16 protein-coding genes are annotated in these 25,682 nt (G+C 40.0%); 6 read left to right on the top strand and 10 right to left on the bottom strand.

Going from position 1 to position 25,682, the window contains the following annotated elements:
- Positions 1 to 18 precede the first annotated feature (18 nt).
- From EWU22_RS11180 to EWU22_RS11170, 3 genes are read left to right on the top strand one after another with little or no spacing between them, the layout of a single operon-like run.
- Positions 19 to 504: a (2Fe-2S)-binding protein gene (locus tag EWU22_RS11180; RefSeq protein WP_109323400.1), complete on the top strand. Its 486-nt coding sequence runs from the start codon at positions 19 to 21 to the stop codon at positions 502 to 504.
- 2 nt (positions 505 to 506) lie between these two features.
- Complete coding sequence (locus EWU22_RS11175; RefSeq protein WP_130925622.1) at positions 507 to 2,636, top strand: xanthine dehydrogenase family protein molybdopterin-binding subunit; 2,130 nt, start codon at positions 507 to 509, stop codon at positions 2,634 to 2,636.
- Positions 2,623 to 3,672: an acyltransferase gene (locus tag EWU22_RS11170; protein WP_161566851.1), complete on the top strand. Its 1,050-nt coding sequence runs from the start codon at positions 2,623 to 2,625 to the stop codon at positions 3,670 to 3,672. The genes EWU22_RS11175 and EWU22_RS11170 overlap by 14 nt, the downstream gene beginning before the upstream one ends.
- Here the strand turns inward: EWU22_RS11170 and EWU22_RS11165 are convergent, their stop codons facing one another.
- The 10 genes from EWU22_RS11165 to eat form a co-directional block, all read right to left on the bottom strand.
- Positions 3,673 to 4,353 (bottom strand): ABC transporter ATP-binding protein, encoded by a 681-nt coding sequence (locus EWU22_RS11165; RefSeq protein WP_130925620.1) that lies wholly within the window; start codon positions 4,351 to 4,353, stop codon positions 3,673 to 3,675. It abuts the gene before it with no gap.
- Between the two features lies 1 nt (position 4,354).
- The gene (locus EWU22_RS11160) at positions 4,355 to 5,614 is read right to left on the bottom strand and encodes an ABC transporter permease (RefSeq protein WP_109323396.1); all 1,260 of its coding nucleotides are present in this window, start codon (positions 5,612 to 5,614) and stop codon (positions 4,355 to 4,357) included.
- Complete coding sequence (locus tag EWU22_RS11155) at positions 5,611 to 6,690, bottom strand: efflux RND transporter periplasmic adaptor subunit (RefSeq protein ID WP_130925619.1); 1,080 nt, start codon at positions 6,688 to 6,690, stop codon at positions 5,611 to 5,613. The genes EWU22_RS11160 and EWU22_RS11155 overlap by 4 nt, the downstream gene beginning before the upstream one ends.
- A 94-nt stretch (positions 6,691 to 6,784) precedes the next feature.
- Positions 6,785 to 7,828 carry an NAD(P)-dependent alcohol dehydrogenase gene (locus tag EWU22_RS11150; protein ID WP_130925618.1) on the bottom strand — a complete coding sequence of 348 codons (1,044 nt, stop codon included), beginning with the start codon at positions 7,826 to 7,828 and terminating at the stop codon, positions 6,785 to 6,787.
- A gap of 224 nt (positions 7,829 to 8,052) precedes the next feature.
- Positions 8,053 to 10,065, bottom strand: a complete 2,013-nt coding sequence (locus EWU22_RS11145; protein ID WP_130925617.1) for a beta-L-arabinofuranosidase domain-containing protein — start codon at positions 10,063 to 10,065, stop codon at positions 8,053 to 8,055.
- A 31-nt stretch (positions 10,066 to 10,096) separates the two neighbouring features.
- Entirely contained in the window at positions 10,097 to 11,464 is a 1,368-nt protein-coding gene (locus EWU22_RS11140) for an aldehyde dehydrogenase family protein (protein ID WP_130925616.1), read from the bottom strand.
- 2 nt (positions 11,465 to 11,466) lie between these two features.
- Complete coding sequence (locus EWU22_RS11135) at positions 11,467 to 12,180, bottom strand: gamma-glutamyl-gamma-aminobutyrate hydrolase family protein (RefSeq protein ID WP_130925615.1); 714 nt, start codon at positions 12,178 to 12,180, stop codon at positions 11,467 to 11,469.
- Positions 12,181 to 12,183: 3 nt separating this feature from the next.
- Positions 12,184 to 13,329, bottom strand: coding sequence for an iron-containing alcohol dehydrogenase (locus EWU22_RS11130; RefSeq protein ID WP_130925614.1), 1,146 nt, complete (start codon positions 13,327 to 13,329; stop codon positions 12,184 to 12,186).
- 21 nt (positions 13,330 to 13,350) lie between these two features.
- On the bottom strand, positions 13,351 to 14,706 hold the full coding sequence (locus EWU22_RS11125; protein WP_130925613.1) for a glutamine synthetase family protein: 1,356 nt from the start codon (positions 14,704 to 14,706) through the stop codon (positions 13,351 to 13,353).
- 15 nt (positions 14,707 to 14,721) lie between these two features.
- Positions 14,722 to 16,047, bottom strand: a complete 1,326-nt coding sequence (gene eat, locus EWU22_RS11120; protein WP_130925612.1) for an ethanolamine permease — start codon at positions 16,045 to 16,047, stop codon at positions 14,722 to 14,724.
- A 322-nt stretch (positions 16,048 to 16,369) separates the two neighbouring features.
- Between eat and EWU22_RS11115 the strand changes: the two genes are divergently transcribed.
- The 3 genes from EWU22_RS11115 to EWU22_RS11105 all read left to right on the top strand — a co-directional run.
- Complete coding sequence (locus EWU22_RS11115) at positions 16,370 to 17,746, top strand: 3-oxoacid CoA-transferase (RefSeq protein WP_130925611.1); 1,377 nt, start codon at positions 16,370 to 16,372, stop codon at positions 17,744 to 17,746.
- A 563-nt stretch (positions 17,747 to 18,309) separates the two neighbouring features.
- Positions 18,310 to 19,515, top strand: coding sequence for a helix-turn-helix domain-containing protein (locus EWU22_RS11110; RefSeq protein ID WP_130925610.1), 1,206 nt, complete (start codon positions 18,310 to 18,312; stop codon positions 19,513 to 19,515).
- Positions 19,516 to 19,693: 178 nt separating this feature from the next.
- Positions 19,694 to 25,682: beta strand repeat-containing protein (locus tag EWU22_RS11105; RefSeq protein WP_130925609.1), on the top strand; the 5,989-nt coding region annotated here is incomplete at its 3' end.

Here is a 25,682-nt window from a genome sequence, read left to right as displayed (position 1 = left end):
TTATTAAACCAATCAACAATGGAGTCGATCGAATTACTGATTAATCGTAAAAAGGTGAAAGTGGAAGTGGATTCCAATACACCTTTGCTTTGGGTTCTTAGAGATCATTTGTCTCTGGTAGGAACCAAGTATGGTTGTGGTATTGCCCAATGTGGCGCTTGTACTGTCTGGTTAGATGGAGAACCCATGCGTTCTTGTGTTTTGCCTGTTTCTGCGGTGGGTAAATCGGCTGTTACGACCATTGAAGGTTTAAATGAAAAAGCGGAGCACCCAGTTCAAGTAGCTTGGGATGAATTAGATGTACCTCAATGCGGCTATTGTCAAGCAGGTCAAATTATGACTGCGGCAGCTTTATTGAAGAAAAACCCGAAACCCAGCCATGATGATATTGTGGCTGGAATGTCGGGAAATATTTGTCGCTGTGGTACTTACCACCGGATTCATAATGCGGTGAAACGTGCTTCTGAAATTGCTTCTGCATCCAACTCTTCTAAAAAGAAATAAAGATGAAAACGACAAGAAGATCATTTATTCAGAAGACAGCCCTCTTGAGTGGTGTTTTTTCCTTAGGATTTGACTGGTTCGAATCCAAGGCTAATGCCGGCATCATCCAACAGATGAATCCAGTTTTAGATGCTAATCGTTTCAATGCTTTTTTATCCATTGAAAACACAGGCAAAGTAATTTTGTATTCTCCTAATCCAGAAATTGGACAAGGAATTAAAACGGCATTTCCCATAGTTGTTGCAGAAGAACTTGATGTAGATTGGAAACAAGTGGAAGTGCGTCAAGCGAATTTAGATACACAATTATTCGAACGTCAAGTGACAGGGGGTAGTGGTGCCTTGAAACACTCTTGGGAGCGTTTACGTAAAGCTGGTGCTACTGCCAGACAGATGTTAGTTCAAGCAGCAGCTCAGCAATGGGGTGTTGATGCCATTAGCTGTAAAACTTCCAAAGGTTTTGTTATTGGACCAAACAAAGGTCAAAAATTAGCCTATGGTGCTTTGGTGGATGCAGCTTCAAAGCTACCCGTTCCTTCGGAAGTGACCTATAAGAGTCGTTCTGATTATCAGTTGATTGGTAGTTTTGTTAAAGGAGTAGATAATTATAAAGTCCTGACTGGAAAACCACAATACGGTTTAGATACCCAGAAGTCGGGCATGGTAGTGGCTCAAATCGTCCGTCCACCTGCTTTTGGATCTACTTTAGTATCCTTTGATGCTGCGGAAGTAAAAAAGATGCCAGGAATCATCGACGTGGTTTCTTTCAAAAATAAAGTGGCTGTAGTAGGTAAATCTACTTGGGAAGTCATGCAAGCCAGAAAAAAGCTTGTTTGTTCTTATTCAGATACTAGTAATTTAGAAAGTGATAGTACGCACCAGAAATGGTTTGATGAGGGGATGAAGACCGACAAAGTAAAGGTTGAGCGGAAGGATGGTGATTTTCATGCAGCCATAGCTAAAGCAGCTAAGGTGATTGAAGCCACTTACGAGTGTCCTTTCTTATCACATACTCCGATGGAACCCATGAACTTCTTTGCGGATGTGCGCCCTGGTTCGATCTTATTAGCAGGCCCTACTCAAGTTCCTCAGTCAGCTCAAAAAGCAGTAGCTACTTTGTTAGGTGTTCCTGAAAATACCATTCAGGTAGAATTGACTAAAATGGGTGGAGGTTTTGGTCGTCGATTAAACAATGACTATGCTTTAGAAGCGGCAGAACTTTCTAGCATCATTAAAATGCCTGTTAAAGTGATGTGGACGCGTGAAGATGATATGACTGGAGGGATTTATCGTCCAGCAGTTAGATATCACTTTAAAGCGGGTTTAAATGAGAAAGGTGAGATGATTGCCTTCTACTTACGTGGAGTAGGTTTGAATGCTGGTAATAGTACTCGACAAGATAATTTCCCAGTTGGAGCCATTGATAACGTATTGATTGAATCATTCAATTATAATTCAGCGATTACTACGGGACCTTGGCGCGCGCCAATTACCAACTTCTTGGCTTCGGCAGAACAATCCTTCTTGGATGAGGTAGCTGCAGCAGCTGGTAAAGATCCGATTCAAATGCGTTTGGATTGGTTGCAAAAAGTAAAAACCAATCCTGTTGGAAAGATTACCTACGAACCTGATCGCTTTATTGAAGTCATCAAACAAGTGGCTGAAAAGGCAAAATGGGGTAAGAAAGGGGCTAATGTTCATCAAGGATTTAGTGTTTATTTCTCTCATTTATCCTATGTAGCCCAAGTAGCAGAAGCTAAAATAGTGGATGGAGAGGCCAAAGTTACCCATCTAACTGCAGTTACTGATTGCGGTGAGGTAATTAACCGTTCTGGTGCTGAAAATCAAGTGATTGGAGGTATTATTGATGGCTATGGCCATGCCATGTTTAGCAAATTGAGTTTTGATAAAGGAGTTCCTCAGCAAAAGAATTTCGATACATATAAATTGATTCGTGGAAATGAAATTCCTACTGTGGAGGCTCATTTTGTGAATAATGGAATTGCACCAACAGGTTTGGGAGAACCTGCTTTACCACCAACAGGGGGAGCAGTGGCCAATGCCTTGTTTGCAGCAACCAAGAAACGCTTGTATCGTCAACCTTTTGCAGGCCCTGATAATGCAAATCTCTAAGGCCAACGGCCCCATTATTTGGTTAACAAATTTACGTGTCATTGCGACTCTCGCAGTGATTTTGATTCACTCAGCAGCTAACTTGCTGCTGAGTTTTCATCGTGTTCCTGATGCTTTATGGTGGAATGCCAATGTCTATAATGGCTGCATGCGTTTTGCTGTGCCCATTTTTGTCATGCTAACAGGTGCCTTAGTTTTAGGAAAAGAGGAGCCTTATGGGGCATTTGTTTCAAAATCATTTCAAAGAATCGTTGTCCCATTCTTATTTTGGAATATCTTTTTTGTGTATTTCAATTGGGCTGTTCGAATGCGAGGTAGATCATTTCATTCAGTTGAGGAATTGATACGTTGGATAGGTCAACAATATTTTACAGGTGGTTCCTACCATTTTTGGTATGTGTATATGGTCATTGGGCTTTATTTATTCATACCTATCATGAGTACTTGGATTCGGATGGCCTCAGAAAAACAGATTCAGTACTTTTTAGGTATTTGGTTACTGACCATTATTTTCAATAATCCTCATTTTCCTGTTCTAGATTCACCCGTGCCTTTGCCTTATTTTACGGGCTATTTGGGTTATTTGGTGTTGGGATATTATTTGCGACATAAAGACTTCAGTAATTTGAGTCAAATACGTTTTTGGGCAATGGCATTATTTGTTATCGGAACGGCCTGGACATTGATTGGAACCTATCAATTATCCCTACGCGATGGAAAATTTTATGGATTGCTATATGCTAACTTTTCTCCTTCTGTAGTGCTTTCTACGGCCGGATTGTTCTTGCTTTGTAAATACTTTCCTTTTGAGATTCGTGTCTTAATTCCTTTGAGAGAATGGATTAGCTCCCATAGTTATGGGATATATTTAGTCCATATTTTGGTCTTATTTTACATCGCCAAATTGGGGATACACTATAAATTGGTACATCCAAGTTTAGGAATACCTGTGACAGCATTTAGCTGTTTGTTGATTTCTGGGGCTATTGTCTGGTTACTGAGAAAAATCCCAGGAGGCGCCAAGGTTTCAGGTTAATTACATGCGGATAATGGAGCCGTCTTGCATTTCAATGATGCGCTGCGTACGAGAAGCAAACTCATTGTCGTGCGTAACAATTAACAAAGATTGACCATAGTTTTCTGCCAATTCTTTGAAAATATCGAATACGATTTCACTGTTTTTTTTATCCAAATTTCCTGTGGGCTCATCTCCCATAATGATCAAAGGGTCATTGATGAGTGCTCTAGCGATAGCTACACGTTGTTTTTGCCCACCTGAAAGTTGATTCGGCTTTTTTAAAGCTTCATTTTCAATGCCAAGAATTTTCAATTTTTGATAGGCCCTTTCTTTGATTTCTTTAGGGGAATACTTGCCCAATTTTTGACCGGGTAACATCACATTTTCTAAAACAGAGAATTCATTCAATAGATAATGAAATTGAAATACAAAGCCAATTTTTTCATTGCGAACAACGGCCAATTCCCCTTCATCTTTTCCTTGCATGGATACTTCATCTATGATGAGATTTCCCTCATAATCGGTATCCATTGTGGAAAGAATGTACAATAAGGTGGATTTTCCGCAACCTGATTTGCCTATCACCGAGACAAACTCGCCTTTATTCAGACTAAAGGATATATTCTTAAGCACCGGTATTGTTACTGGATCATGAAAGCTTTTACTGATACCCTGTGCTTCTAAAATGATTTGGCTCATACTACTTTCCTCTAATGATGATAACAGGGTCTATTTTGCTCGCTTTCCGGGAAGGGAAGTAGCCTGCTAGATAAGTGGTAATGATGGCAAATGTAGACCCAATCAGATAATATCTTGGATTATAGTTGATGGGGTAGGTTTTTACTGTAGGCAAGGAACTAGTGTTGAAAGGTATTTGATCGATGATTGCTGATAAACCAAATCCTCCTAAAAGGCCTAAAATGCCTCCAAAGACTCCTATGCTCAAGGCAATTAAAATAAAAATACGATTGACATCTTTCCCGGAAAATCCAATGGCTTTCAAAATAGCAATGGAATCCATTTTTTCATAAATCATCATATTGAGGATATTGTAAATTCCAAAACCAGCTACAATCAATAAGGTAACTCCCACGGCATAGGAAATCAGACTTCTAACAGAACTACCCGTTTCAAATTGGGAGTTGGCAGTTTGTATATCAATGGCCTGAATTTCATAAATTCTTTGGTATTCCTTTGCCACATTAGGGGCCAAAAGAATGTCATTTAATTTTACTTGTAAGTCGGTAATGTAATTATTGGATTCACCCAATAATTTCTGTGTCGTTGATATGGAAGCATAGCTCTGTACATTGTCTATATCTTGTAAACCTGATTGAAAAAAACCAACCACTTTCAGCGAAAGGCGTTCTCCTTTACTCGAGGTGACTTGTACCACATCTCCAATTTGAGCCAACATCTTTTCTGCCGCTCCTTTGCCCAGAATGATACTATTGGGGATATTTTTGAGATCCATATAATTTCCTTCAGTTACGTAATCGTTGAAGAAAAAGAGTTTGTTTTCAGCTTCAGGATCTATGCCATTGATGACCCCTGTAATTTCAATAACTCCCACATTATAAAATACTTGAGCCGTAACTTTGGGTGCCACACCAAGAACTCGAGAATCAGACTTTAAATTTTTAATGATGGCTGCGCTATTTTGAATCTCTAATCTTTCCGATTTGGGTTTGATGGAACGGATGAAGTTGTATTGCTTCGTTTTTTTAGATTGAAGATCTATCGGTTGAAAATCAGAAGCTTTCATTTCTTTGTATAACCTTACATGAGGTGTTCGGTTTAGAATGAGGCCATCTAACAAATCATTTAAGCCCGACATAAAGCTTAATAAGGTGATAAACATAGTGATACTGAAAGTAACACCAATGGCGGCCACCAAAGTTTGTCTCCAACGGGCTAAAAGTAGAGATACGGCAATATTTTGAATTAATTTAAAATTCATTTACCGGGCATTTTGATTTCATCCTTGGCATTTAGCCCTTGAATAATTTCCACTTTTTTAAAATCCTTCAAACCTGTTTTTACGACGATCGTATCTCCAGAAGCTTTAATGACCAAACTATCTTTGACTAAATAATTTCTAGGAATTAACAAGGTTTTTTCTTTTTTGAATAGGATGATATTGGCTTCAAACGTGACATTGGGAAACAAGGTGGCCGGTTTTTGAGTGAATTTGGCTTCTACTAAAAACGTCTTGCTCCTCTCATTCATGATGGGATATATCTTGGTTACTGTGGCATCAAATACCTGTCCTTTGTAGGCGTCAAGTGTCAATAGTACAGGCAAACCTACCTTGACTCTGAAAATATCATCTTCATCAACTTGCATCTCCAAAATGAATTGCGAGGGATTTCCAACAATGGCAAGAGGTGTTTGAGGGCTGACAATTTCCCCTTTCAATTTTAGCAAATCATACACGATACCATTTACTTTACTTCTCACGGTGAAGTCGGCACTTAGTTGTTTTGAAATAGAAAGGTTTTTGATGGATTGCTTGGCATTGAACTGAATCTGACGTTTCAAATCCTTTAATTTTAATATAGAGGACAAATAAGCGGCTTTAGAGTTTTCGTAAGCTAGTTCTTTTTGTTCTAATTCTACTTGAGTCCCAATTTGTTGTTTCCATAAGGCCCTTTGGCGAACCAATAGAGTAGAATCTGTTTTCCATTTATTCTTGGCTAAATCAACGAATAATTGGGCGTCGTTGATCTTGCTTTGATTGTTTGATGCATTAGCAAAGTTAGCTGCCAAAGCGGCATTTTCTTGATTCAATTGCTGAGCTACATGGGAAATAGATAGGATAGGATCTCCTATTTTGACGCTGTCACCTTCTTGAACAAAGATTTGATCTACGATACCACTTACTGGTGCAAATGCCTGATATTGGTCTAGGCTTTTCAATGTGCCAGAGGCATAAACAGACTCGGAAATAGGCCCTTCACTCGGAAAGGTAGTTTCTTCTTTTTTGTTACAAGCACTCAAACTTAGTAGTAAGAGCGATATATAAATCCATTTCATGTTACAATTTACTAAATAGTTGTTGGCTATTTATATGAGAATTATCATTTAAAAAAAGAGCTTAGGTAGCTAAGCTCTTTTTTTAAATGATATCTCAAATTGTCTTCATATCAATGACAAATCGATATTTAACATCGGATTTGATGATTCGCTCGTAAGCCTCATTGATTTGATTCATGGGAATCAATTCAATATCTGATAGAATATTGTGTTCTGCACAGTAATTCAGCATTTCCTGGGTCTCGGCAATTCCACCAATGTTGGATCCTATGATACTTCTTCTTTTGGAAATCAAGCTGGCTGCAGCAATTCGATGATCCTCAGGAGGAATACCTACAATCAGCATTTTTCCCTCTAATTTCAAGAGGTTAAGAAATGCATTCATGTCGTGATGTGCTGCTACTGTATTTAAAATAAAGTCAAATTGATTACTCAATTTTTTCATTTGTTCTTTATCGGTCGACAAAACAAAATGGTGCGCCCCAAGTCTTTTAGCATCAGCTTCTTTAGAAGGGGAAGTACTCAACATGGTCACTTCTGCACCCATGGCAACAGCAAATTTGACCCCCATATGACCTAGTCCACCTAAACCTAAAACGGCTACTTTATGTCCTTTGCCTACACCAGCAAATTTAAGTGGAGAATAGGTCGTGATTCCTGCACAAAGTAAAGGCGCCACTTGGTCTAAATGATCCGTAAACGGGATATGTAAGGTGTATTTTTCATCAACAACAATGTTGGAAGAATAGCCTCCGAAAGTAGGTGTTTTTCCATCTCTTTCATATCCATTGTAGGTAGGCGTGAAGTTATTATCACAATATTGTTCTTGACCACCTTGGCAAGATGGGCATGTGCGACAAGAGTCCACAAAAACTCCCACACCAGCTGTTTGTCCCACCTTAAATTGGGTCACAGCTGAACCTACAGCTTTGACGATTCCTACAATTTCATGTCCTGGGACAATTGGGTAGACGGATGGTCCCCATTCTGAGCGAGCCATGTGGATATCAGAATGGCAAACGCCACAGTATAAAATGTCAATAGAGACGTCATGAGCACCTAAATCTCTACGTTCAATCGGCATAGGAGCTATCGCCGAATCTTTATTAATGGCACCGTAACTTTTTACTGGATTCATAGGAGTATTTGTTTTAAAGGGGTAGGTAATGAATTAAGCTTTCTGTTAGCCTATGTAAGCTTCAGTAAGCTTTGTCAAATTTTGAAAATTTGACAAAGCTAAATTGACAAAGCTAATTGACAAAGCTAATTGACAAAGCTAAATTGAAAATGCTAATCTAATCGCAAATCTATGGGGAAATAGATAAAGAGGTATCCTGATTTGAAAGAAAATCATAAGTTTGATTATTTCACTACAGGAAAGGCGACTATCCGTAAACGAGTAAATCCAAAGGGAATTAAGGTAATCTTCTCAATTTTTTCTTCTGCTGGTCCCAAATAATCTCCATTTCGTGTGGTAACTGGTTGATATGCAACCCCAGCATGGCTTTTCCAATCAGGTAGTTTTTTGCCTTCCAATACGATTTCCAAAGGAGCACTTTCTTGGTTCCAAAGGAAGTTGCCAGGGAAAGACTTCTTAATTAATTGGGCATTTTCGGCAGGTTTATCCACGAACTTCTTTAACACAGCAAAATTCCAGTCACTTTTTGGTAGAATTTCAAAGTACTCACCTTCTTGGGGATGAACATTTTTTTGAAAGTCTTCTTGAATTTTAAGGGCAAAGATGAGTGGGCCGTATTCAACAGAACGGGAGTTTTTACCCCAGTTTTGAGTTCGGATTTTAGTAGGAAATTGCAAGGTGATTTGATCGCCTGGATTCCATTCTCGAGTGATTTTAGCAATTTGACCTCCCTTTTCTCTTTGTAATTCTTTCCCGTTTAGCCATATAATAGCCTCTTCACACCAGGATGGAATTCTAAATTTCAAAGGGAAAGATTGCTTTTTTTCGGGATTAATGCTGAACTGGATTTGATCCTCAAACGGATAATTGGTCTTTTCTTCAATTTGTACTTTCACTCCTGAAGTCAAAGACGATTCTAGTTTATTGGGTCCATAAACCAAAGCAGCAAAACCACCTTCGGTAGTTTTATACCAAAGGTGCGACATGTATTTGGGCCATGCTTGGTGCATGTTGGCGGTACAGCACGTATATCCGCTATATGGGCCGTAGACATTGTTCATACCTCTCCAAAATGGTAACGAAAAGCTATATACGCCTCTTTTTACTTCCACTTGATTAGCCATGCCAAAGTACTGTTTCCCATTAAAATCTTCGGTGATTTGGGCTGGTAAAGCATTGAATGTCATGCGTTCCAGGGCATCCATGTATTCCGTATCTCCAGTAATCGAAATGATTTGTTCTAGAGAAAACATCGTTTCCGTGGTGGCACATAATTCTGTTCCTTGAATGGGGTCATTCCCATGTAAATCTTCATCTCCAGAAAACATACCATGTGGCAATCCATGCAATGTCATTAAATCTCGAAAACCCGTTTTTAAGGCCTGTAAATAATGTGGGTCTTTTTTTGATTGAGAATAAATGGCGGGCAATTTGATTCCCATACCTACATTGACAGCATGCCGATCCATCCAGTGCTGGTCGTTTTGCTGATATGCTGCCTGAATAGCCCAATCCCTGTTTCCTAATAAATCCGTCCAATTGGTCGTTTGCGAATAGATCAAATCGCCTAATTCCAATAGAAACGGCGCTTTGGTTTGTCGGTATAGCCAATAAACCACCATCAGGTTATCTCCACCTCTCGACTGTGCCCATTCAGTATATTTGACCAAAGGCGTATTTTTTAAATTCTTAAGTTGGAATTGAAAATACTTCGTCATGAATGGAATGACACGCGGATCATGACTTACTTGATAATACTGTTGCAATATTTTCAACATAATCATTCTTGGCCACCAATCCGCAGCTTGATCTCCAGTTTCGGCCATTTTCCCTGTCTCTTTCTCGTATTTGCTATATGGACCAAAGAAGCCAGATGGGCGCTGATGCGATAAGGTCCAGTTGACATAATTCAATACTTTTTTAATTAAGGCAGAATCACCACTTAAATAGGCTGCTGGTAAGGCACCATCCAACCAATAAGGTGTTTCTTCCCAATCATCCCCTTTGCCTCCTAACCAGCCATTATCGGTTTTAATCTTCTTGTGATTTTCATCCAAATGCCCTGTGGAGTTTTTAACCATGACATCCACTTGTTGTTTCAACCAACCTGTTGGACGAATTTGCCCTAAAGGGATCTCTTCATAAGCCAAAGGATTAAGGCGAGATTTCTGAGCCAATAATGGGCCTTGTAAGCTACTACATACAAGTAGGCTAGTGAATAACAGGAAGGTTTTCATCGTTCAAAGGTTTTGTAGGTCAAAAGCCTTATTAGGGCTGTCGCAAATGATAACTTTTAGTTTTGGTAAATGCTCGAATTCCTTGATGCGATAGGGTAGCACCAAAGCCCGAATGTTTGCGGCCACTCCACGGTAAGGCTGCACTTACTCTGTCGCAGCAATTCCAATAGGCAGTACCTGAATCCATTTGAGCTAAAATCTGATTTGCTCTCTTCTCATTGACACTGTATACTGATGAGGTAAGTCCATAAGCGGTATCTTTCATCAAAGCAATGGCTTCTGCATCATCTTTTACTTTTTGTATGCCAATGATAGGACCAAAGGATTCTTCTTTCATCACATCCATTTGGTGATTTACATTCACTAAAACGGTTGGTTCAAAATAATAACCTGTGCCAGCCACTGCTTTTCCTCCAGTCAATACACTTGCACCTAAATCTAAGGCTTGCTTTACTTGTTGTTCCAAAACAGATATTTGTGCTTTTCTGGAAAGAGGACCTAGATAAACGCCATCTTCTGTTGGAGCACCCATTTTCCAAGATTTTACTTCTTTGACAAATTCAGCCACGTAAGAATCGTAGACCTTTTCATGGACATAGATTCGTTCTACAGAGCAACAACTTTGCCCATTATTATAAAAAGCACCATCGGCAGTTCCTGCTGCAATTCCTGCGATATCTTGAACTTCATCGGTAATGTATAATGGATCTTTACCTCCTAATTCGCATTGAACTGGAACCATTTTAGGTGCCACCTTCGTATATATTTTTTGGCCAGTTTGATAAGAACCTGTGAAATAATAACCATTAAAAGGCATTTCTAATAGGTTAGCCCCTACTGAACCAGCCCCAATGGCGATTTGGAATACATCTACAGGAACCCCAGCTTGATGGAAATATTTCGCAATCGACAAACCCGTCAAACTTGCATATTCTGATGGTTTATACATCACGGCATTTCCCGCTAAAAGGGCTGGAACAAATACATTGGTGCCTACTAAATAGGGATAATTCCATGCGGAGATATTGCAAATAACACCTAGTGGTTCATAGACTATTTTTTCTTGCATGCCTGAGCCGTCCGACATGATTTCTTCTTTCAGATAGGCCGTTGCATTTTCACAAAGCCATTGGATTCGGGCTCTGGCACCATTGATTTCGTTGCGCGATTGTTGAAGCGGTTTTCCCACTTCTGAACTTAAAATAGAGGCTAATTCTTCCCGATTTTCTTCTAAAAGGGCTGCAAATTTTAATACGATTTCTATTCGCTCGGACAATGGTTTGGCTGCCCAAGTAATTTGACCTTGTTGTAATTGGGTCAATTTTTGTTGTAAAGTAGTTGCGTTATCTTCGGTTAATTCCTGAATAACTTGTTCGGTGGCGGGGTTAATAACTTGCATAATTATGTTGAATGTATAATCGAGGCTAAAAATGATTGTTTGATGTTTTCGGAGAAAGGACTTTTCTCCTTTTCCTCCATACGTTCTGGATGCCATTGCACACAGAGCATAAAAGCTTGATTTTCTTTATTTTGGTATTCCAAGGCCTCAGGGCTATGGGTTTCTGGCGACCAAGCAGAAATGAATAGATTCTGGCCTAGTTGTTTAGTATCTATTGCCTGATGGTGGGCCGAGTTAACTACTCCTGAGCTTTGCTGACTTATAGAGGCTAAAAAGCTCCCTTCGCTAACTTCTATACGGTGCTTTCGGTCGATATTACCCGCTTTTTTATGAATCAAATTGTCCGCTTCTCCCAAGTCTTGAATGAGTTTTCCTCCTTCTACTACTTGAACTAATTGCATGCCACGACAAATTCCTAATAATGGTTTGCGGTATTGTTTGGCAAATAGATAGATGGAAGCTTCAAAATGATCTCGATCGGTTTCGAATTCTTCTGGTTTATGTGGATACTCGGGAGCACCTTGGTAGAGCAAGGTATCGATATCGCAACCACCGCTGAGGACAAATCCGTCACAAGATTCTAGATCAGCCTCCTTGCTATTTTCGGCTTTCAGTTCTAGTAATTCCACTTTCCCCGCAGACACTTCTGGATCAAACCATCGGAGGTAATTTTGGAAATTGGTACTACTAAAACTGATGCCCAAACGGATTTTCATAACTTATAAAGCTTCTAAATATAGGTTTTTGAAATCTTCTCTACTAACTGGTTTTGGGTTGTTAGGATGAGCAAAGTCGGCAATAGCTAAATCAGCTAAGGTTTCCACATGTTCCTCTTTAACACCCACTTCCCGTAGTTTATGGGGGATTCCTATTCGATTATTTAAGTCAAATAAGAAATTCACTACACCTTCTCCACTTTCATCTTTGATCTCTAATGTACGAGCGATGCGACGGAATTTTTCCTCAAAACCAGCGATGTTAAATTTCATACCATAGGGTAGATTGACCGCATTGGCTAATCCATGATGAGTATCCAATAAGGACGACATCGGATGAGCCAGGGAATGAACGACACCCAGGCCTTTTTGGAAGGCTACAGCCCCCATTAAAGAAGCAATGAGCATATTGCTTTTGGATTCAATATCCGGATTTTTGACTGCCTTTTCCATGGATTTAGCAATCAAGGAGATTCCTTCTAATGCGATTCCCTCACAAAGCGGATGCGACATTTTAGCTACATAAGCTTCCAAATTATGCGTTAAGGCATCCATACCAGTTGCAGCAGTTACGGCTGGTGGCAAATCCATGGTTAACATAGGATCAGCAAAGATGGTTTTAGCTAATAATTTGGGTGAAAAAAGAATCTTTTTTTGATGCGTAACATCATCTGCAATGATGGCACTACGACCCACTTCTGAACCAGTTCCAGCAGTGGTTGGTATCGTGATAAAGTGAGGTACGTCATTGGTGACATAAATATCCCCTCCAATCAAATCATCGTATTTAAATAAATCCTCCCGGTGATTGACGCGCAACACCATGGCTCTCGCCACATCCATAGCCGCTCCACCACCAATTCCAATGATAGAATCTCTTTGGTTGGCATCATAGGAATCTACACCTAAGTAAACATCGGATTTTACTGGATTTTTATGAATTTGAGAAAAGACCTCAACTGAGATGTTTTTCTTTTCAAGCGATTGAATAAAGGATTTGAAAAAATCCAAACTTGCAACAACGGGGTCAGTAACCACCAAAGGCTTTGTGAGATCATTTTTTAGTAGATAATCGGCTACTTCGTTGATGGCTCCTGCACCAAAGCGGATGGTTGTCGGAAAATTATACTGTAAAATGGATGAAGACATGTGTTTAAAATATAGGCTTGATTAAATGATTTCAAAATAACGTTTGTATTCCCAGTCGGTCACCGACTTTAAATGCTGTTGCCATTCCCAGGTTCTGGTCATGGTAAAGTGCTCCACAAATTCCTGGCCAAAAATCTCGTTGGCTACGGCCGATTGCTGCATATTTTTGGTGGCATCAATCAAGGTATGAGGAATACTTCCATGGGAATAATCTAAATATCCATTACCCGTGGTAGGATCTTGCAGGTCTAATTCATGTTTAATGCCATAAAGTCCTGCACCTAAGCAGGCAGCAATAGCTAAATATGGATTGACGTCAGCTCCAATGACACGGGTTTCTATACGGGCCGAGCTAGCACCAGCGCTTAACACACGTAAAGCTACGGTTCGGTTATCTAGTCCCCACGTTAGCGTGGTAGGGGCCCAGGCGCCTTCCACTAATCTTTTATAGCTATTGATAGTTGGGGCAAACATGGGTAAAATATGGGGTAAACAATGTAGGATACCTGCCAAATAGTGTTTGGCCATTTTACTTAAATGGTAGGGATCTTGAGCATCGTAAAAAAGGTTGGTCTTGCCATCAGCGTCCCAAAGACTTTGATGCACATGACCACCACATCCTGGTAAATTTTCATCTATTTTGGCCATAAAAGTAGCCATGATTTGATGTTTATAGGCGATCTCTTTTACGGCAGTTTTAAATAAAACAGCTCTATCAGCCGCTTCTAAGGCACCCGAATGGGCAATGGCCGCTTCATAAGTACCTGGTCCAGTTTCAGTATGTAATCCTTCAATGGGTACATTGAAAGATTTAAGTTGTTCGAATAAATCGTTGAAAAAGGGATTATTCAATGTTGTTCTCAACACGGAATACCCAAACATTCCTGGGCTTAAAGGCTTCAGGTTTTTGTACTGCTTATCTTGGGCAGAATCAGGTGTTTCAGCGAAATTAAACCACTCGAATTCTTGGGCAAAAATCGGTGTAAAATGTAGGGCCTGAGCCTCTGCGATAATCTTTTTAAGTAATTGTCGGGGACAAACAGAAGATGCTTTTCCATCTTGTTCTAGAAAATCACCTAGTACAAAAGGAAGGTTGTTTTCCCATGGTATTTGTCGGAAAGTACTTAAATCCAATTGAGCAGGAGTATCTGGGAAACCTGTATGCCAGCCTGTTTTTTTACCTTGGCTATACAATACATCCGCAGCATCCCAACCAAAAACGACATCGCAAAATGTAGTTCCTTTTTCAAGAATGGATAAGAATTTTTCAGTGGAAATGTATTTGCCACGCAAAATACCATCGATATCCGTGAAAGCGATTTTTACTTTCGAGGTAGGATGGCTAGATAAATAGTTTTTTAATTCGGTAGAGGTCATTTTCTAAATTGAAAATTAGGGTTTATGGGTCAATTTAGGGCCAAAAAATCGATAAATGATACTGGTGCCTAGTAAAATAAGGAAATATATGCCTGCTTGAACAGGATTGTAATACATCATGGAAATCATGGATATGGCTGCGATAATCAACGCAATCCATGGGAAGTAGGGAAAAAATGGTGTTTTAAATGGCCGTTCTAGATCTGGCTCATTACGTCTAAGAGCTAAAATAGACACCATGGAGATAAGGTAAAGTGTTAAGGCTCCAAATACAGAAATAGTAATAATTTCTGCGGTTTTACCAGTTAAAAGTGCCATAATTCCCAAAGTCATATTGATGAACAAGGCATTTGTAGGAGTTTGAAATTTGGAATGAACTCGACCAAGAAAAGGAGGAGCTGCATTAACTTTACCCAGTTCATAAGTAGACCGACCTGCCGCTAAAATGATGCCATTGAAGGAGGCAATCAAGCCAAACAATCCTACTGAAATTAATAAATGATACAACAGATTACTGTCACCTACTACGTGCTTTAAAGCTAGAGGAAGTGGAGAGTCGGATAAGGATCCATCCGCTTGATAGACAATGGATTCCCATCCATTGACGCCAATAGAACTAAAAAAGGTTAACATACAAAGAAGGACGAGGGTCAGAATCGCGGATCCAAAACCAATTAAGATCGTTTTTTGTGGATTGATTGCTTCTTCAGCCACATTGGCAACTCCTTCAATTCCTAGAAAAAACCAAATTGCAAATGGGATGGCTGCAAAAAATCCTGACCAACCATGCGGTAGGGGATTACTCTGTAAATGTTTTAGTTCAAAAGCTGGTAATGTTATCCCAGCGAAAAGCAGTAGTTCTCCCACAGCCAGAATGGTAATCGTTAATTCAAAAATAGCGGCAGCTTTGACACCATAGGCATTAAGCGCAGTAAATAAAAAATAGGAGGCAATGGCAATACTAATGATCGGAATTTGGGGAAAGAATAAATTGAAATATGCCCCAATGGCAAAGGCAATAGCTGGTGGAGCAAAGATGAATTCAATGGTTTGAGCCATCCCCGCCACAAATCCCCAAGTAGGCCCTAAAGCTCTTCCTGCATAGTCAAATCCTCCACCTGCTTTAGGAATAGCACAAGCTAATTCAGTGTAAGAAAATGTAAATGTGGTATATAATAGAATGATTAAAAGGGTAGCTAGTCCAAGACCAAGCGTACCTCCTTTTTCCAGTCCAAGATTCCATCCGAAATACATGCCGGATATGACGTATCCGACACCTAGTCCCCACAACATCAGTGGGCTTAAGGTTCTTTTTAATCCAGGTTCCTTTTCTGGGTTCATTTTATAGGTTTTAGAGGCAATAGGTTATAAGACTTTAAATTAGAAAAATATGTCCAAAGCTCAAAATGCTTATATGCTTCTATGTTGAGTATTCGGCCATTTTATTATCAATTTGTTGGACAATTATTGTGAAGGGAAAATCGTTTCAAGCAGAAACATTTAACGCTGTCAAGGTTCGAAACCTTGCCAGCGTTGGCGGCGTGAAGTGATTTTTAGATTAAAAAACCTGATCAATATCTCTATATAAATGTATCGATGCTAGATTTTTTCATTTTTATCATAAGTTTAATTCTTTAGTATTGTAGCTATAAATCAGGTTGATATGAAGAATAAAGTGTTTTTAGATGCACAAGCGGCATTGTTTGATGTTTCATCAGGTGCAACAATTATGGTGGGAGGGTTTGGGCTTGCGGGTATTCCAGAAAATGCCATATCTGAGTTGAGCAAGAAGGGGGTCAAGGGCTTGACTTGTATATCGAATGAGGCGGGAGTCGATGATTTTGGTTTGGGAATATTATTAAAAAATAGACAAATAAAATGCATGATTTCTTCCTTTATTGGGGAAAATGATGTGTTTGAAGAACAGCTTTTATCGGGTGAATTAGAAGTAAAATTGGTTCCCCAAGGAACCTTAGCGGAACGTATTCGAGCAGCAGGGGCTGGAATTCCGGCATTTTTTACTCCTGCAGGTGTTGGGACCGAGGTGGCTCAAGGTAAAGAGGTACGGACTTTCAAAGGGAAAGAGTATATCATGGAAGAGGCTTTGTTTGCTGATTATGCATTCGTAAAAGCTCAAAAAGGTGACTTGGAAGGTAATTTGGTCTTTCATGGCACTGCTAGAAATTTCAACCCGATGATGGCACAGGCTGGCAAAATCACCATTGCTGAAGTGGAGGAATTAGTGCCTATCGGTTCTTTGAATCCTGATGAAATACACGTTCCAGGTATTTATGTTCAGCGAATTTTTCAAGGGAAAAATTATCAAAAAAGAATAGAACATCGTACCACGACAAAGGATTTAGCTCATTTATCTGTGCTAGATTCTCAAAAAGAGATTATAGCCAAGCGTTTGGCATTAGAAATTAAGGATGGCGACTATGTTAATCTGGGGATAGGTATCCCAACCATGGTAGCCAATTACATTCCTAAAGGGATGAGTGTTGTTTTACAATCTGAAAACGGCTTGCTGGGTATTGGTCCATTTCCTGAGGAAGATCACGTAGATCCTGAATTGATTAATGCGGGCAAGCAAACCATATCGATGATTCCTGGGGCATCCTTATTTAGTTCGGTGGATAGTTTTGCTATGATTCGTGGGGCACATATTGATGTAACCATATTGGGAGGAATGGAAGTGTCCCAAAATGGAGATTTGGCCAATTGGAAAATACCAGGTAAGCAGGTAAAGGGGATGGGTGGAGCAATGGATTTAGTGGCTTCTGCACCCAATATTATTGTAGCCATGTTACATCAAAATAAAAATGGCCAATCTAAATTATTGAAAACCTGTGATTTGCCTTTGACAGGCAAGTCTTGTGTTCGTCGAGTGGTAACCGATTTAGCGGTAATTGATATTTTACCTGAAGGCGGATTTTTATTGGTGGAACGCGCGCCGGGTGTAAGCATTGAACAAATTCAAGCGGCCACAGCTGCCGATTTAATCATTCGTGGTGAGGTGGAGGAAATGAAATTGGATTAGTTGATCTATTATATATTAATTAAATAGTAAGACAATTATTTAATTAATAACTATTTATCCTTAAGTAGTATGCTTTTTGTCGAAATTTCATTCGCCTGAGATTTTAGTATTCCCGTGCCATCCCTAGAAAGTTTTCAAATACGCGATTCTCGTGGCTTTGTGATTTTAGGAATAATTCAAATTTTTCTGGAGGTAAAAGTATTGGAATAGACCATTTTGTATGACATATATTCTCCATGGTGGAGAGTGTACAACGTCCTATTTTGTAATCAAAGAAGTGTGTATGGTATCGTACTTTTGTTCAAATTCGACTAATTTGGTGTAAACAAAAGTTTAAATTACTTTTTAATTTTTTTGTGAGAACAATGAAATGCATAGTAATAGTTATATTTTATATAAATTATATTATATATTTAAGTAGTAAATTACAAATTGAGAACAAATTTTAATGATAAAGTTCTTGTATTTAAAATTTTTCGTTCTACATTTGTCTTATAGTCTTTCATACAGACTGTTCCGTGTTCTAAAAAATATTTAAACTGTTCCGTGTTCTATAATTTTTCATGATACTAAATCTCTCTTTTTTAGGATTGGTCGTTGCGCTTCTGCTCTACATATACAGGGAGGGTAGAGCTTATGCCAAGATTCTATTGGCTATATTTTATTTCTTAACAAGTATTTTTGGAATTGTGCATGATGTAACGAATACACCACGCTCAGAATTCATGATTTCCTTGTTTGCAATCAATTTTAGCCCTTTATATTTCTTAATGGGGCCTGTGTTCTTTTTATTTGTTAAAGTAATTATTGGTAGAGAAAGATTAGTTCAGAAAGATTGGTTGCATGCAGGTGTAGCTGGGATTTTTTTGATTAACATTTTACCTCATTTATTTTCGTCATTTGACGATAAGCTTATTTTGGCGCACAAAATTGTAGCGCATTCTGAAGCTCTATATGAGGCCCAATACCTGTTTATGCCCACTTTAGTTCAATCAACGATTAGACCTATTTTTACGATTGGATATTTTCTTTACACAGGTTATTATTTGATTAAGCGTTGCCGAATTAAGAATTATTTTGTGACGCACAAGGTTAGCATTCTTTGGATTGGCTTAATCATTATCTTGTATATTTTATTGAATTCTGCTTCTTTATTGGTACTTCTGAATAATTTTGAGCTTCAAAAAACGCATCAAAATTGGTTGAGTCCAACGATGCTTAAGATTTGTTTTGATGTCAAATATTGGGTTTATTCATTGCAAAATCTATCAATTTTATTCATTCCTTACGTATTATTTAGTCCTCAATACAAGAAGAAAAAGCATACAAGCTCTCGAGCTCAAGGTGATTTGGTTTTGTCGACCTTTGCGCCACCAGTTAAGCGTGTTGTAACTTCAACAGCCTATGAAGTTCCATATTTTCGCTTGGAAGAAATAGGGCATCAAATCGCCAAATACTGTGTTGATGAGCCTTATTTAAGAAGTCGGTTTTCTTTGTCTATGATTGCAGAAGACACTAAAATACCGTATTATCAATTGTCATATTATTTTAACAATCACTTAGGAGTAAGTTTCAATGATTGGAAAAATGAGTTGAGAGTTAAGCATATCATTACTTTAATTCAATCCGGTAAAGCTCAGCAAAATACCTTAGAAGCTTTAGCTCATTCTTCGGGTTTTTTATCAAGATCTAACTTTGTTAAAGCGTTCAAATACAATACTGGTAAGACGCCATCGGAGTATTTGAAGGATATGAAGAGCGGAATTTAAAATAAAGAACAAATGAGTGTGTTTTTTGTAAGTTCAGCTCAAATATTATAAGTAACTTTATTGGAGTTATTTACTGTTTAGTATTAGTGTTTTATTCATCAAGCCTATACCGAATTATATCAGAATAAGAATATAGGAAAGTCTTAATCTGGTGTGTTTGTGTTCTATTATTAAATTTATGCAACAAAGAATTACAAAAATTCTTTTTCTACTTTGTTCCGGAAAAAATTCGTTAAGGGGTAAATCTGCCCTTGTGGCTCTTTTGGGCCTATTTTTGTTTACATTAAATTTTAATTTGATTGCCCAGCGGAACTTTTCGCCTGTTGCCGCTTCTTATTCATCTTCTGCTGGTATTATGCCATTTTCTCAACAGGTGTTTGTTGAGCAGTCGGACAGTTTAGATTACTCTTTTGCCAGAAAAAGGGTATTGAAAGCCAAAAATGGTGTTGATTTTCATTTAAGATCATTTTTCAATCAAGCTAATTATCGCGAGCAATTATTTAAATTCTTCCCAGGAAAGCGGAAGCAAATAGACGCTTCTTTTGATGAGAAGGCCATTGCTTTGAAAAATTTGGTTTTAGGAAATGGTTTGTATGTACCCATTCAATTTGTGAAATGGGAAAACATGCATGGAGCCATGGCTAGTTATAGTTCCATTGGTCCTGATGGTCGGCCACGTATTTACATGAATAAAGAATATTCGGAAGGTCAAGGTAATTTTTTATACCCTGATGCCACGGATACGCAGTTGATTTCCTTGTTATTTCAAGAATATGGACACGCAATAGATGATTATTTAAATGGTTTAGATGACTCCCCTGGTGATGAAGGGGATTTGTTTGCTGTACGAGTATTGAAATTAGACGTAACCGAAAGTTACGTCGAAACTGTTTTGGTGCGTAATGACCATAATAAAATCAAGGTTGACGGGAAAGATATCTTTGTAGAAGATGCAGGGGTATATTTATTAGAGGCTTGGCCTGCTACTACGGCTTCTGGTGGAGGAACTACTTGGACAACTGGGGCGGCTAAATCTACCAATACACCTTTACGATTGGAAACGGCTGTCATTGCTAATGCCTGGAATGCAACTACTGGTGGTACAGCTTCCATTACGGCTACCTTTTGGAATGGAGTAACATCGATATCAGGTGTGGTTAATTATGCCATGTCAGGAGCATCTCCAGCCAACTCCATTTTAGGTTTTTTAACCGGTGGTGCAGGTACAGCAGGTTATTTATTAAAGCTTCCCAATTCAACTACAACATTAGCAGCTAGTACGGCCTATACTTTGGCTAGTGGAAATGAGGGAACTACTGTACATGGATTTTCTGCCGCCATCGGTGTTGGTTCGACATTGACCCTAACTGCAAGTTCGGTTGTTGCAGGGGTAACTACAACGCTTACTACACAATCAAAAAATACCTCTAATACCAACGTCAACAGTATTACAGCTACTTTCAGTTCGACTTCAGGAACAGCTTTAATCACAGGAACTAATCCGGGAACTACTGCTGGATCAGGGGGAAATACAGGTAAAGCGGCCGTAACGGTGACAGATACACAGGTAGGGTCTACTGTGTTTAATGTTGAATTGAAAAATGCAGTTGGTTGGTATGTTATTGAGACGGCAACATTGACCGTTACCCCAGGAGCTGTTTCTAAATTGAAAGTTACTGGAACAGGTACTCAAACGGCTGGTGGTAGTCAGACTATTACCATTACGGCACAAGATACCTATGGCAATACGGCAACGGCCTATACAGGAGCCAAAAATTTAACCTTTTCAGGAGCCAATAGTTCTCCTAGTCCAGTTACAGCTCCTACAGCAGCTAATAGTACTCCTTCCGATATAGCTTTTGGTTCTACTACTTCGGATAGTTTTACTGCTGGGGTTGCCACTACATCCTTGAAATTATATAAAGCTGAAACTGCACTCATTGCTGTAACAGATGGAACCAATTCAGCAACAGGAGCTGATCGATTGTCTATTGTGGTTAGTCCATCTACCATGACGAAGTTGTCTACCAGTATTGCGACACCTCAAACGAATGGAACAGCTTTTACGGGTACGAATACGTTAACAGCTTTGGATGCCTATGGAAATACGGCCACTAGTTTCAATGCTTCTACTAATAATATTACGGTAAGCAATACCTTAGGTGGTACAGTAAGTAGTTTAGGTTCAGGTGCCAATAACGTGCTGAATCAAGCGGGAGATTTTACGAGTGGCGTGGCTGATTTAACGGCTCAAGGGATGACTTATACTGGAACTAGTGGAACTGGTACATTTACCTTTACACCAGCTTCAGGTACAGCTATCACTAGTGGATCTATTGTGGTAAATCCAGGAGCAGCAACTAAATTAGTTATTACAGGTACTAGTACCCAAACTGCAGGAAATAGTCAAAATATTACTTTGACCGCTTATGATGTAAGTGGAAATGTGGCAACATCCTATACTGGTGATAAAACTTTAACTTTTTCGGGTGCGAATTCATCTATAAATCCGGCAACTAATCCAACTGTAACGGATAAGAATACAACTGCCATAAATTTTGGAACAGGCACCGTGATTACCTTCACCAATGGTGTGGCATCTTCTGTCCCAATGTCCTTGTACAAGGCTGAATCAGCTGTTGTGGCAGTGACCGATGGTAGTATTTCGGCAGCTGGCGCAGATCGCTTGACAGTAGCTGTGAGTGCAGCCGCCTTCGATAAATTGGTTGTGAGCTTAACAAGTCCACAGATTAATGGTACTGCTTTTACAGGCACGAATACCTTAACAGCACAAGATGCTTACGGAAATACGGTAACAACTTTTGCAGCTAACACGAATAACGTAACGGTAACGACAAGTTTAACAGGAACGGTAAGTGGTTTAGGATCAGGAGTTAACAACGTATTGAACCAAGCGGGAGACTTTGTTAGTGGAGTAGCGAACTTAACGAGCTTAGGCTTGAAGTTCACAGGAACTTCGGGAGCAGGAACATTTACCTTTACTCCAGTATCTGGTACGGCTGCTACCAGCTCTAGTGTCACTGTCAGCCCCGGAGCTGCTACTAAATTAGTAGTTACTGGAACTGGCACCCAAACAGCAGGAGGTAGTCAAACCGTAACTGTTACTGCACAAGATGCGAGTGGTAATACAGCAACAACATATACAGGAGCAAAAAATATCACATTCAGTGGAGCGACTGCATCATCAAGTCCGGTGACAAACCCAACAGTAGCCGCTACGAACTTTGGTACAGCAACTAGCTTGACCTTTACAGCAGGTGTGGCTACAGGATCGATGGTCTTGTACAAAGCAGAATCGGCAACAGTGAATGCGACTGATGGAACGATCAACTCGAATACTGGTGGAACCTTGAACGTAACGGTGAGTCCTTCTACGATGACGAAATTGGCAGTGAGCTTAACGAGTCCACAGATCAATGGCACAGCCTTTACAGGAACGAATACCTTGACAGCACAAGATGCTTACGGAAATACGGTAACGACTTTTGCAGCTAACACGAATAACGTAACGGTTACAACAAGTTTAACAGGAACAGTAAGTGGTTTAGGAAGTGGAGTTAACCATGTATTGAACCAAGCGGGAGACTTTGTTAGTGGAGTAGCGAACTTAACAAGTTTAGGCTTGAAGTTCACAGGAACTTCAGGAGCAGGAACATTTACCTTTACCCCAGCGAGCGGAACAGCGGCAACTAGCTCAAGCATTACAGTCAATCCAGGAGCGGCGACTCGATTGGTGGTAACAGGAACAGGAACTCAAACAGCAGGAGCGAGTAATTCCATTACGATTACGGCTAAAGATGCGAGTGGTAATACGGTAACCACTTATACAGGCTCTAAGAATTTAACATTCTCAGGAGCAACGAGTTCAAGTTCACCTGTAACTACGCCTAAGGTAACCAATAGTTCGGCTACAGATATTGCTTTTGGAACAGCAACAGCCTTGACTTTTGCATCAGGAGCTGTAACGACCAACATGAAGTTGTACAACGTGGAATCAGCTGTAGTGGCAGTGACCGATGGAAGTATTTCAGCAGCTGGCGCAGATCGCTTAACGGTAGCTGTGAGTGCATCGACGATGACGAAATTGGCAGTGAGCTTAACGAGTCCACAGATTAATGGCACAGCCTTTACAGGAACGAATACCTTGACTGCACAAGATGCTTATGGAAATACGGTAACGACTTTTGCAGCTAACACGAATAACGTAACGGTTACAACAAGTTTAACAGGAACAGTAAGTGGTTTAGGATCAGGAGTTAACAATGTATTGAACCAAGCTGGTGATTTTGTTAGTGGAGTAGCGAACTTAACAAGCTTAGGCTTGAAGTTCACAGGTACTTCAGGAGCAGGAACATTTACCTTTACTCCAGCATCAGGAACAGCAGCTACTAGTTCAAGCATTACAGTAAGTCCAGGAGCAGCTACTCGATTGGTGGTAACTGGAACAGGAACCCAAACAGCAGGAGCGAGTAATTCCATTACGATTACGGCTAAAGATGCGAGTGGTAATACAGTAACCACTTATACAGGCTCTAAGAATTTAACATTCTCAGGAGCAACGAGTTCAACAGCCCCAGTAACCACGCCTAAGGTGACCAACAGTTCGGCTACTGATATTGCTTTTGGAACAGCAACAGCCTTGACATTTGCATCAGGAGCTGTAACGACCAACATGAAGTTGTACAACGTGGAATCAGCTGTAGTGGCAGTGACCGATGGAAGTATTTCAGCAGCTGGCGCAGATCGCTTAACGGTAGCTGTGAGTGCATCGACGATGACGAAATTGGCGGTGAGCTTAACGAGTCCACAAACAAATGGTACTGCTTTTACAGGAACGAATACCTTAACAGCACAAGATGCTTACGGAAATACGGTAACAACTTTTGCAGCTAACACGAATAATGTAACAGTAACAACAAGTTTAACAGGAACAGTAAGTGGTTTAGGATCAGGAGTTAATAATGTATTGAACCAAGCGGGAGACTTTGTTAGTGGAGTAGCCAACTTAACGAGCTTAGGCTTGAAGTTCACAGGAACTTCGGGAGCAGGAACATTTACCTTTACCCCAGCATCTGGAACAGCGGCTACTAGCTCTAGTGTCACTGTCAGCCCCGGAGCCGCTACTAAATTAGTGGTTACAGGAACAGGAACTCAAACAGCAGGAGCGAGTAATTCCATTACGATTACGGCTAAAGATGCGAGTGGTAATACAGTAACCACTTATACAGGCTCTAAGAATTTAACATTCTCAGGAGCAACGAGTTCAACAGCCCCTGTAACCACGCCTAAGGTGACCAACAGTTCGGCTACAGATATTGCTTTTGGAACAGCAACAGCCTTGACATTTGCATCAGGAGCTGTAACGACCAACATGAAGTTGTACAACGTGGAATCAGCTGTAGTGGCAGTGACCGACGGAAGTATTTCAGCAGCAGGTGCAGATCGCTTAACGGTAGCTGTGAGTGCATCGACGATGACGAAATTGGCGGTGAGCTTAACGAGTCCACAGATTAATGGCACAGCCTTTACAGGAACGAATACCTTAACGGCACAAGATGCTTACGGAAATACGGTAACTACTTTTGCAGCTAACACGAATAACGTAACGGTAACGACAAGTTTAACAGGAACAGTAAGTGGTTTAGGAAGTGGAGTTAACAATGTATTGAACCAAGCGGGAGACTTTGTTAGTGGAGTAGCGAACTTAACGAGCTTAGGCTTGAAGTTCACAGGAACATCGGGAGCAGGAACCTTTACCTTTACTCCAGCATCAGGAACGGCTGCTACTAGTTCAAGCATTACAGTCAATCCAGGAGCAGCGACTAAATTAGCTGTCACAGGAACTGGAACCCAAACTGCAGGAGGCAGTCAAACCGTAACGGTTACCGCACAAGATGCGAGTGGCAATACAGTAACAACTTACACAGGAGCAAAAAACATTACATTCAGTGGAGCGACTGCATCACCAAGTCCAGCTACGACACCAACGGTAGCAGCCATAAACTTTGGTACAGCAACTAGCTTGACCTTTACGGCAGGTGTGGCTACAGGATCTATGATCTTGTACAAAGCAGAATCGGCAACAGTGAATGCTACTGATGGAACGATCAACTCGAATACAGGAGGAACCTTGAACGTTACGGTGA

Origin of the sequence: Aquirufa nivalisilvae (assembly GCF_004307455.1) — a bacterium.
GTDB classification, from domain to species: domain Bacteria; phylum Bacteroidota; class Bacteroidia; order Cytophagales; family Spirosomataceae; genus Aquirufa; species Aquirufa nivalisilvae.
This window is presented reverse-complemented; position numbering and strand designations above follow the sequence as displayed.

Excerpts from the sequence above, each read along its gene's own strand:
- EWU22_RS11180 (WP_109323400.1), top strand. The coding sequence starts at position 19 with ATGGAGTCGATCGAATTACTGATTAATCGTAAAAAGGTGAAAGTGGAA.
- EWU22_RS11175 (WP_130925622.1), top strand. The coding sequence starts at position 507 with ATGAAAACGACAAGAAGATCATTTATTCAGAAGACAGCCCTCTTGAGT.
- EWU22_RS11170 (WP_161566851.1), top strand. The coding sequence starts at position 2,623 with ATGCAAATCTCTAAGGCCAACGGCCCCATTATTTGGTTAACAAATTTA.
- EWU22_RS11165 (WP_130925620.1), bottom strand. The coding sequence starts at position 4,353 with ATGAGCCAAATCATTTTAGAAGCACAGGGTATCAGTAAAAGCTTTCAT.
- EWU22_RS11160 (WP_109323396.1), bottom strand. The coding sequence starts at position 5,614 with ATGAATTTTAAATTAATTCAAAATATTGCCGTATCTCTACTTTTAGCC.
- EWU22_RS11155 (WP_130925619.1), bottom strand. The coding sequence starts at position 6,690 with ATGAAATGGATTTATATATCGCTCTTACTACTAAGTTTGAGTGCTTGT.
- EWU22_RS11150 (WP_130925618.1), bottom strand. The coding sequence starts at position 7,828 with ATGAATCCAGTAAAAAGTTACGGTGCCATTAATAAAGATTCGGCGATA.
- EWU22_RS11145 (WP_130925617.1), bottom strand. The coding sequence starts at position 10,065 with ATGAAAACCTTCCTGTTATTCACTAGCCTACTTGTATGTAGTAGCTTA.
- EWU22_RS11140 (WP_130925616.1), bottom strand. The coding sequence starts at position 11,464 with ATGCAAGTTATTAACCCCGCCACCGAACAAGTTATTCAGGAATTAACC.
- EWU22_RS11135 (WP_130925615.1), bottom strand. The coding sequence starts at position 12,180 with ATGAAAATCCGTTTGGGCATCAGTTTTAGTAGTACCAATTTCCAAAAT.
- EWU22_RS11130 (WP_130925614.1), bottom strand. The coding sequence starts at position 13,329 with ATGTCTTCATCCATTTTACAGTATAATTTTCCGACAACCATCCGCTTT.
- EWU22_RS11125 (WP_130925613.1), bottom strand. The coding sequence starts at position 14,706 with ATGACCTCTACCGAATTAAAAAACTATTTATCTAGCCATCCTACCTCG.
- eat (WP_130925612.1), bottom strand. The coding sequence starts at position 16,047 with ATGAACCCAGAAAAGGAACCTGGATTAAAAAGAACCTTAAGCCCACTG.
- EWU22_RS11115 (WP_130925611.1), top strand. The coding sequence starts at position 16,370 with ATGAAGAATAAAGTGTTTTTAGATGCACAAGCGGCATTGTTTGATGTT.
- EWU22_RS11110 (WP_130925610.1), top strand. The coding sequence starts at position 18,310 with ATGATACTAAATCTCTCTTTTTTAGGATTGGTCGTTGCGCTTCTGCTC.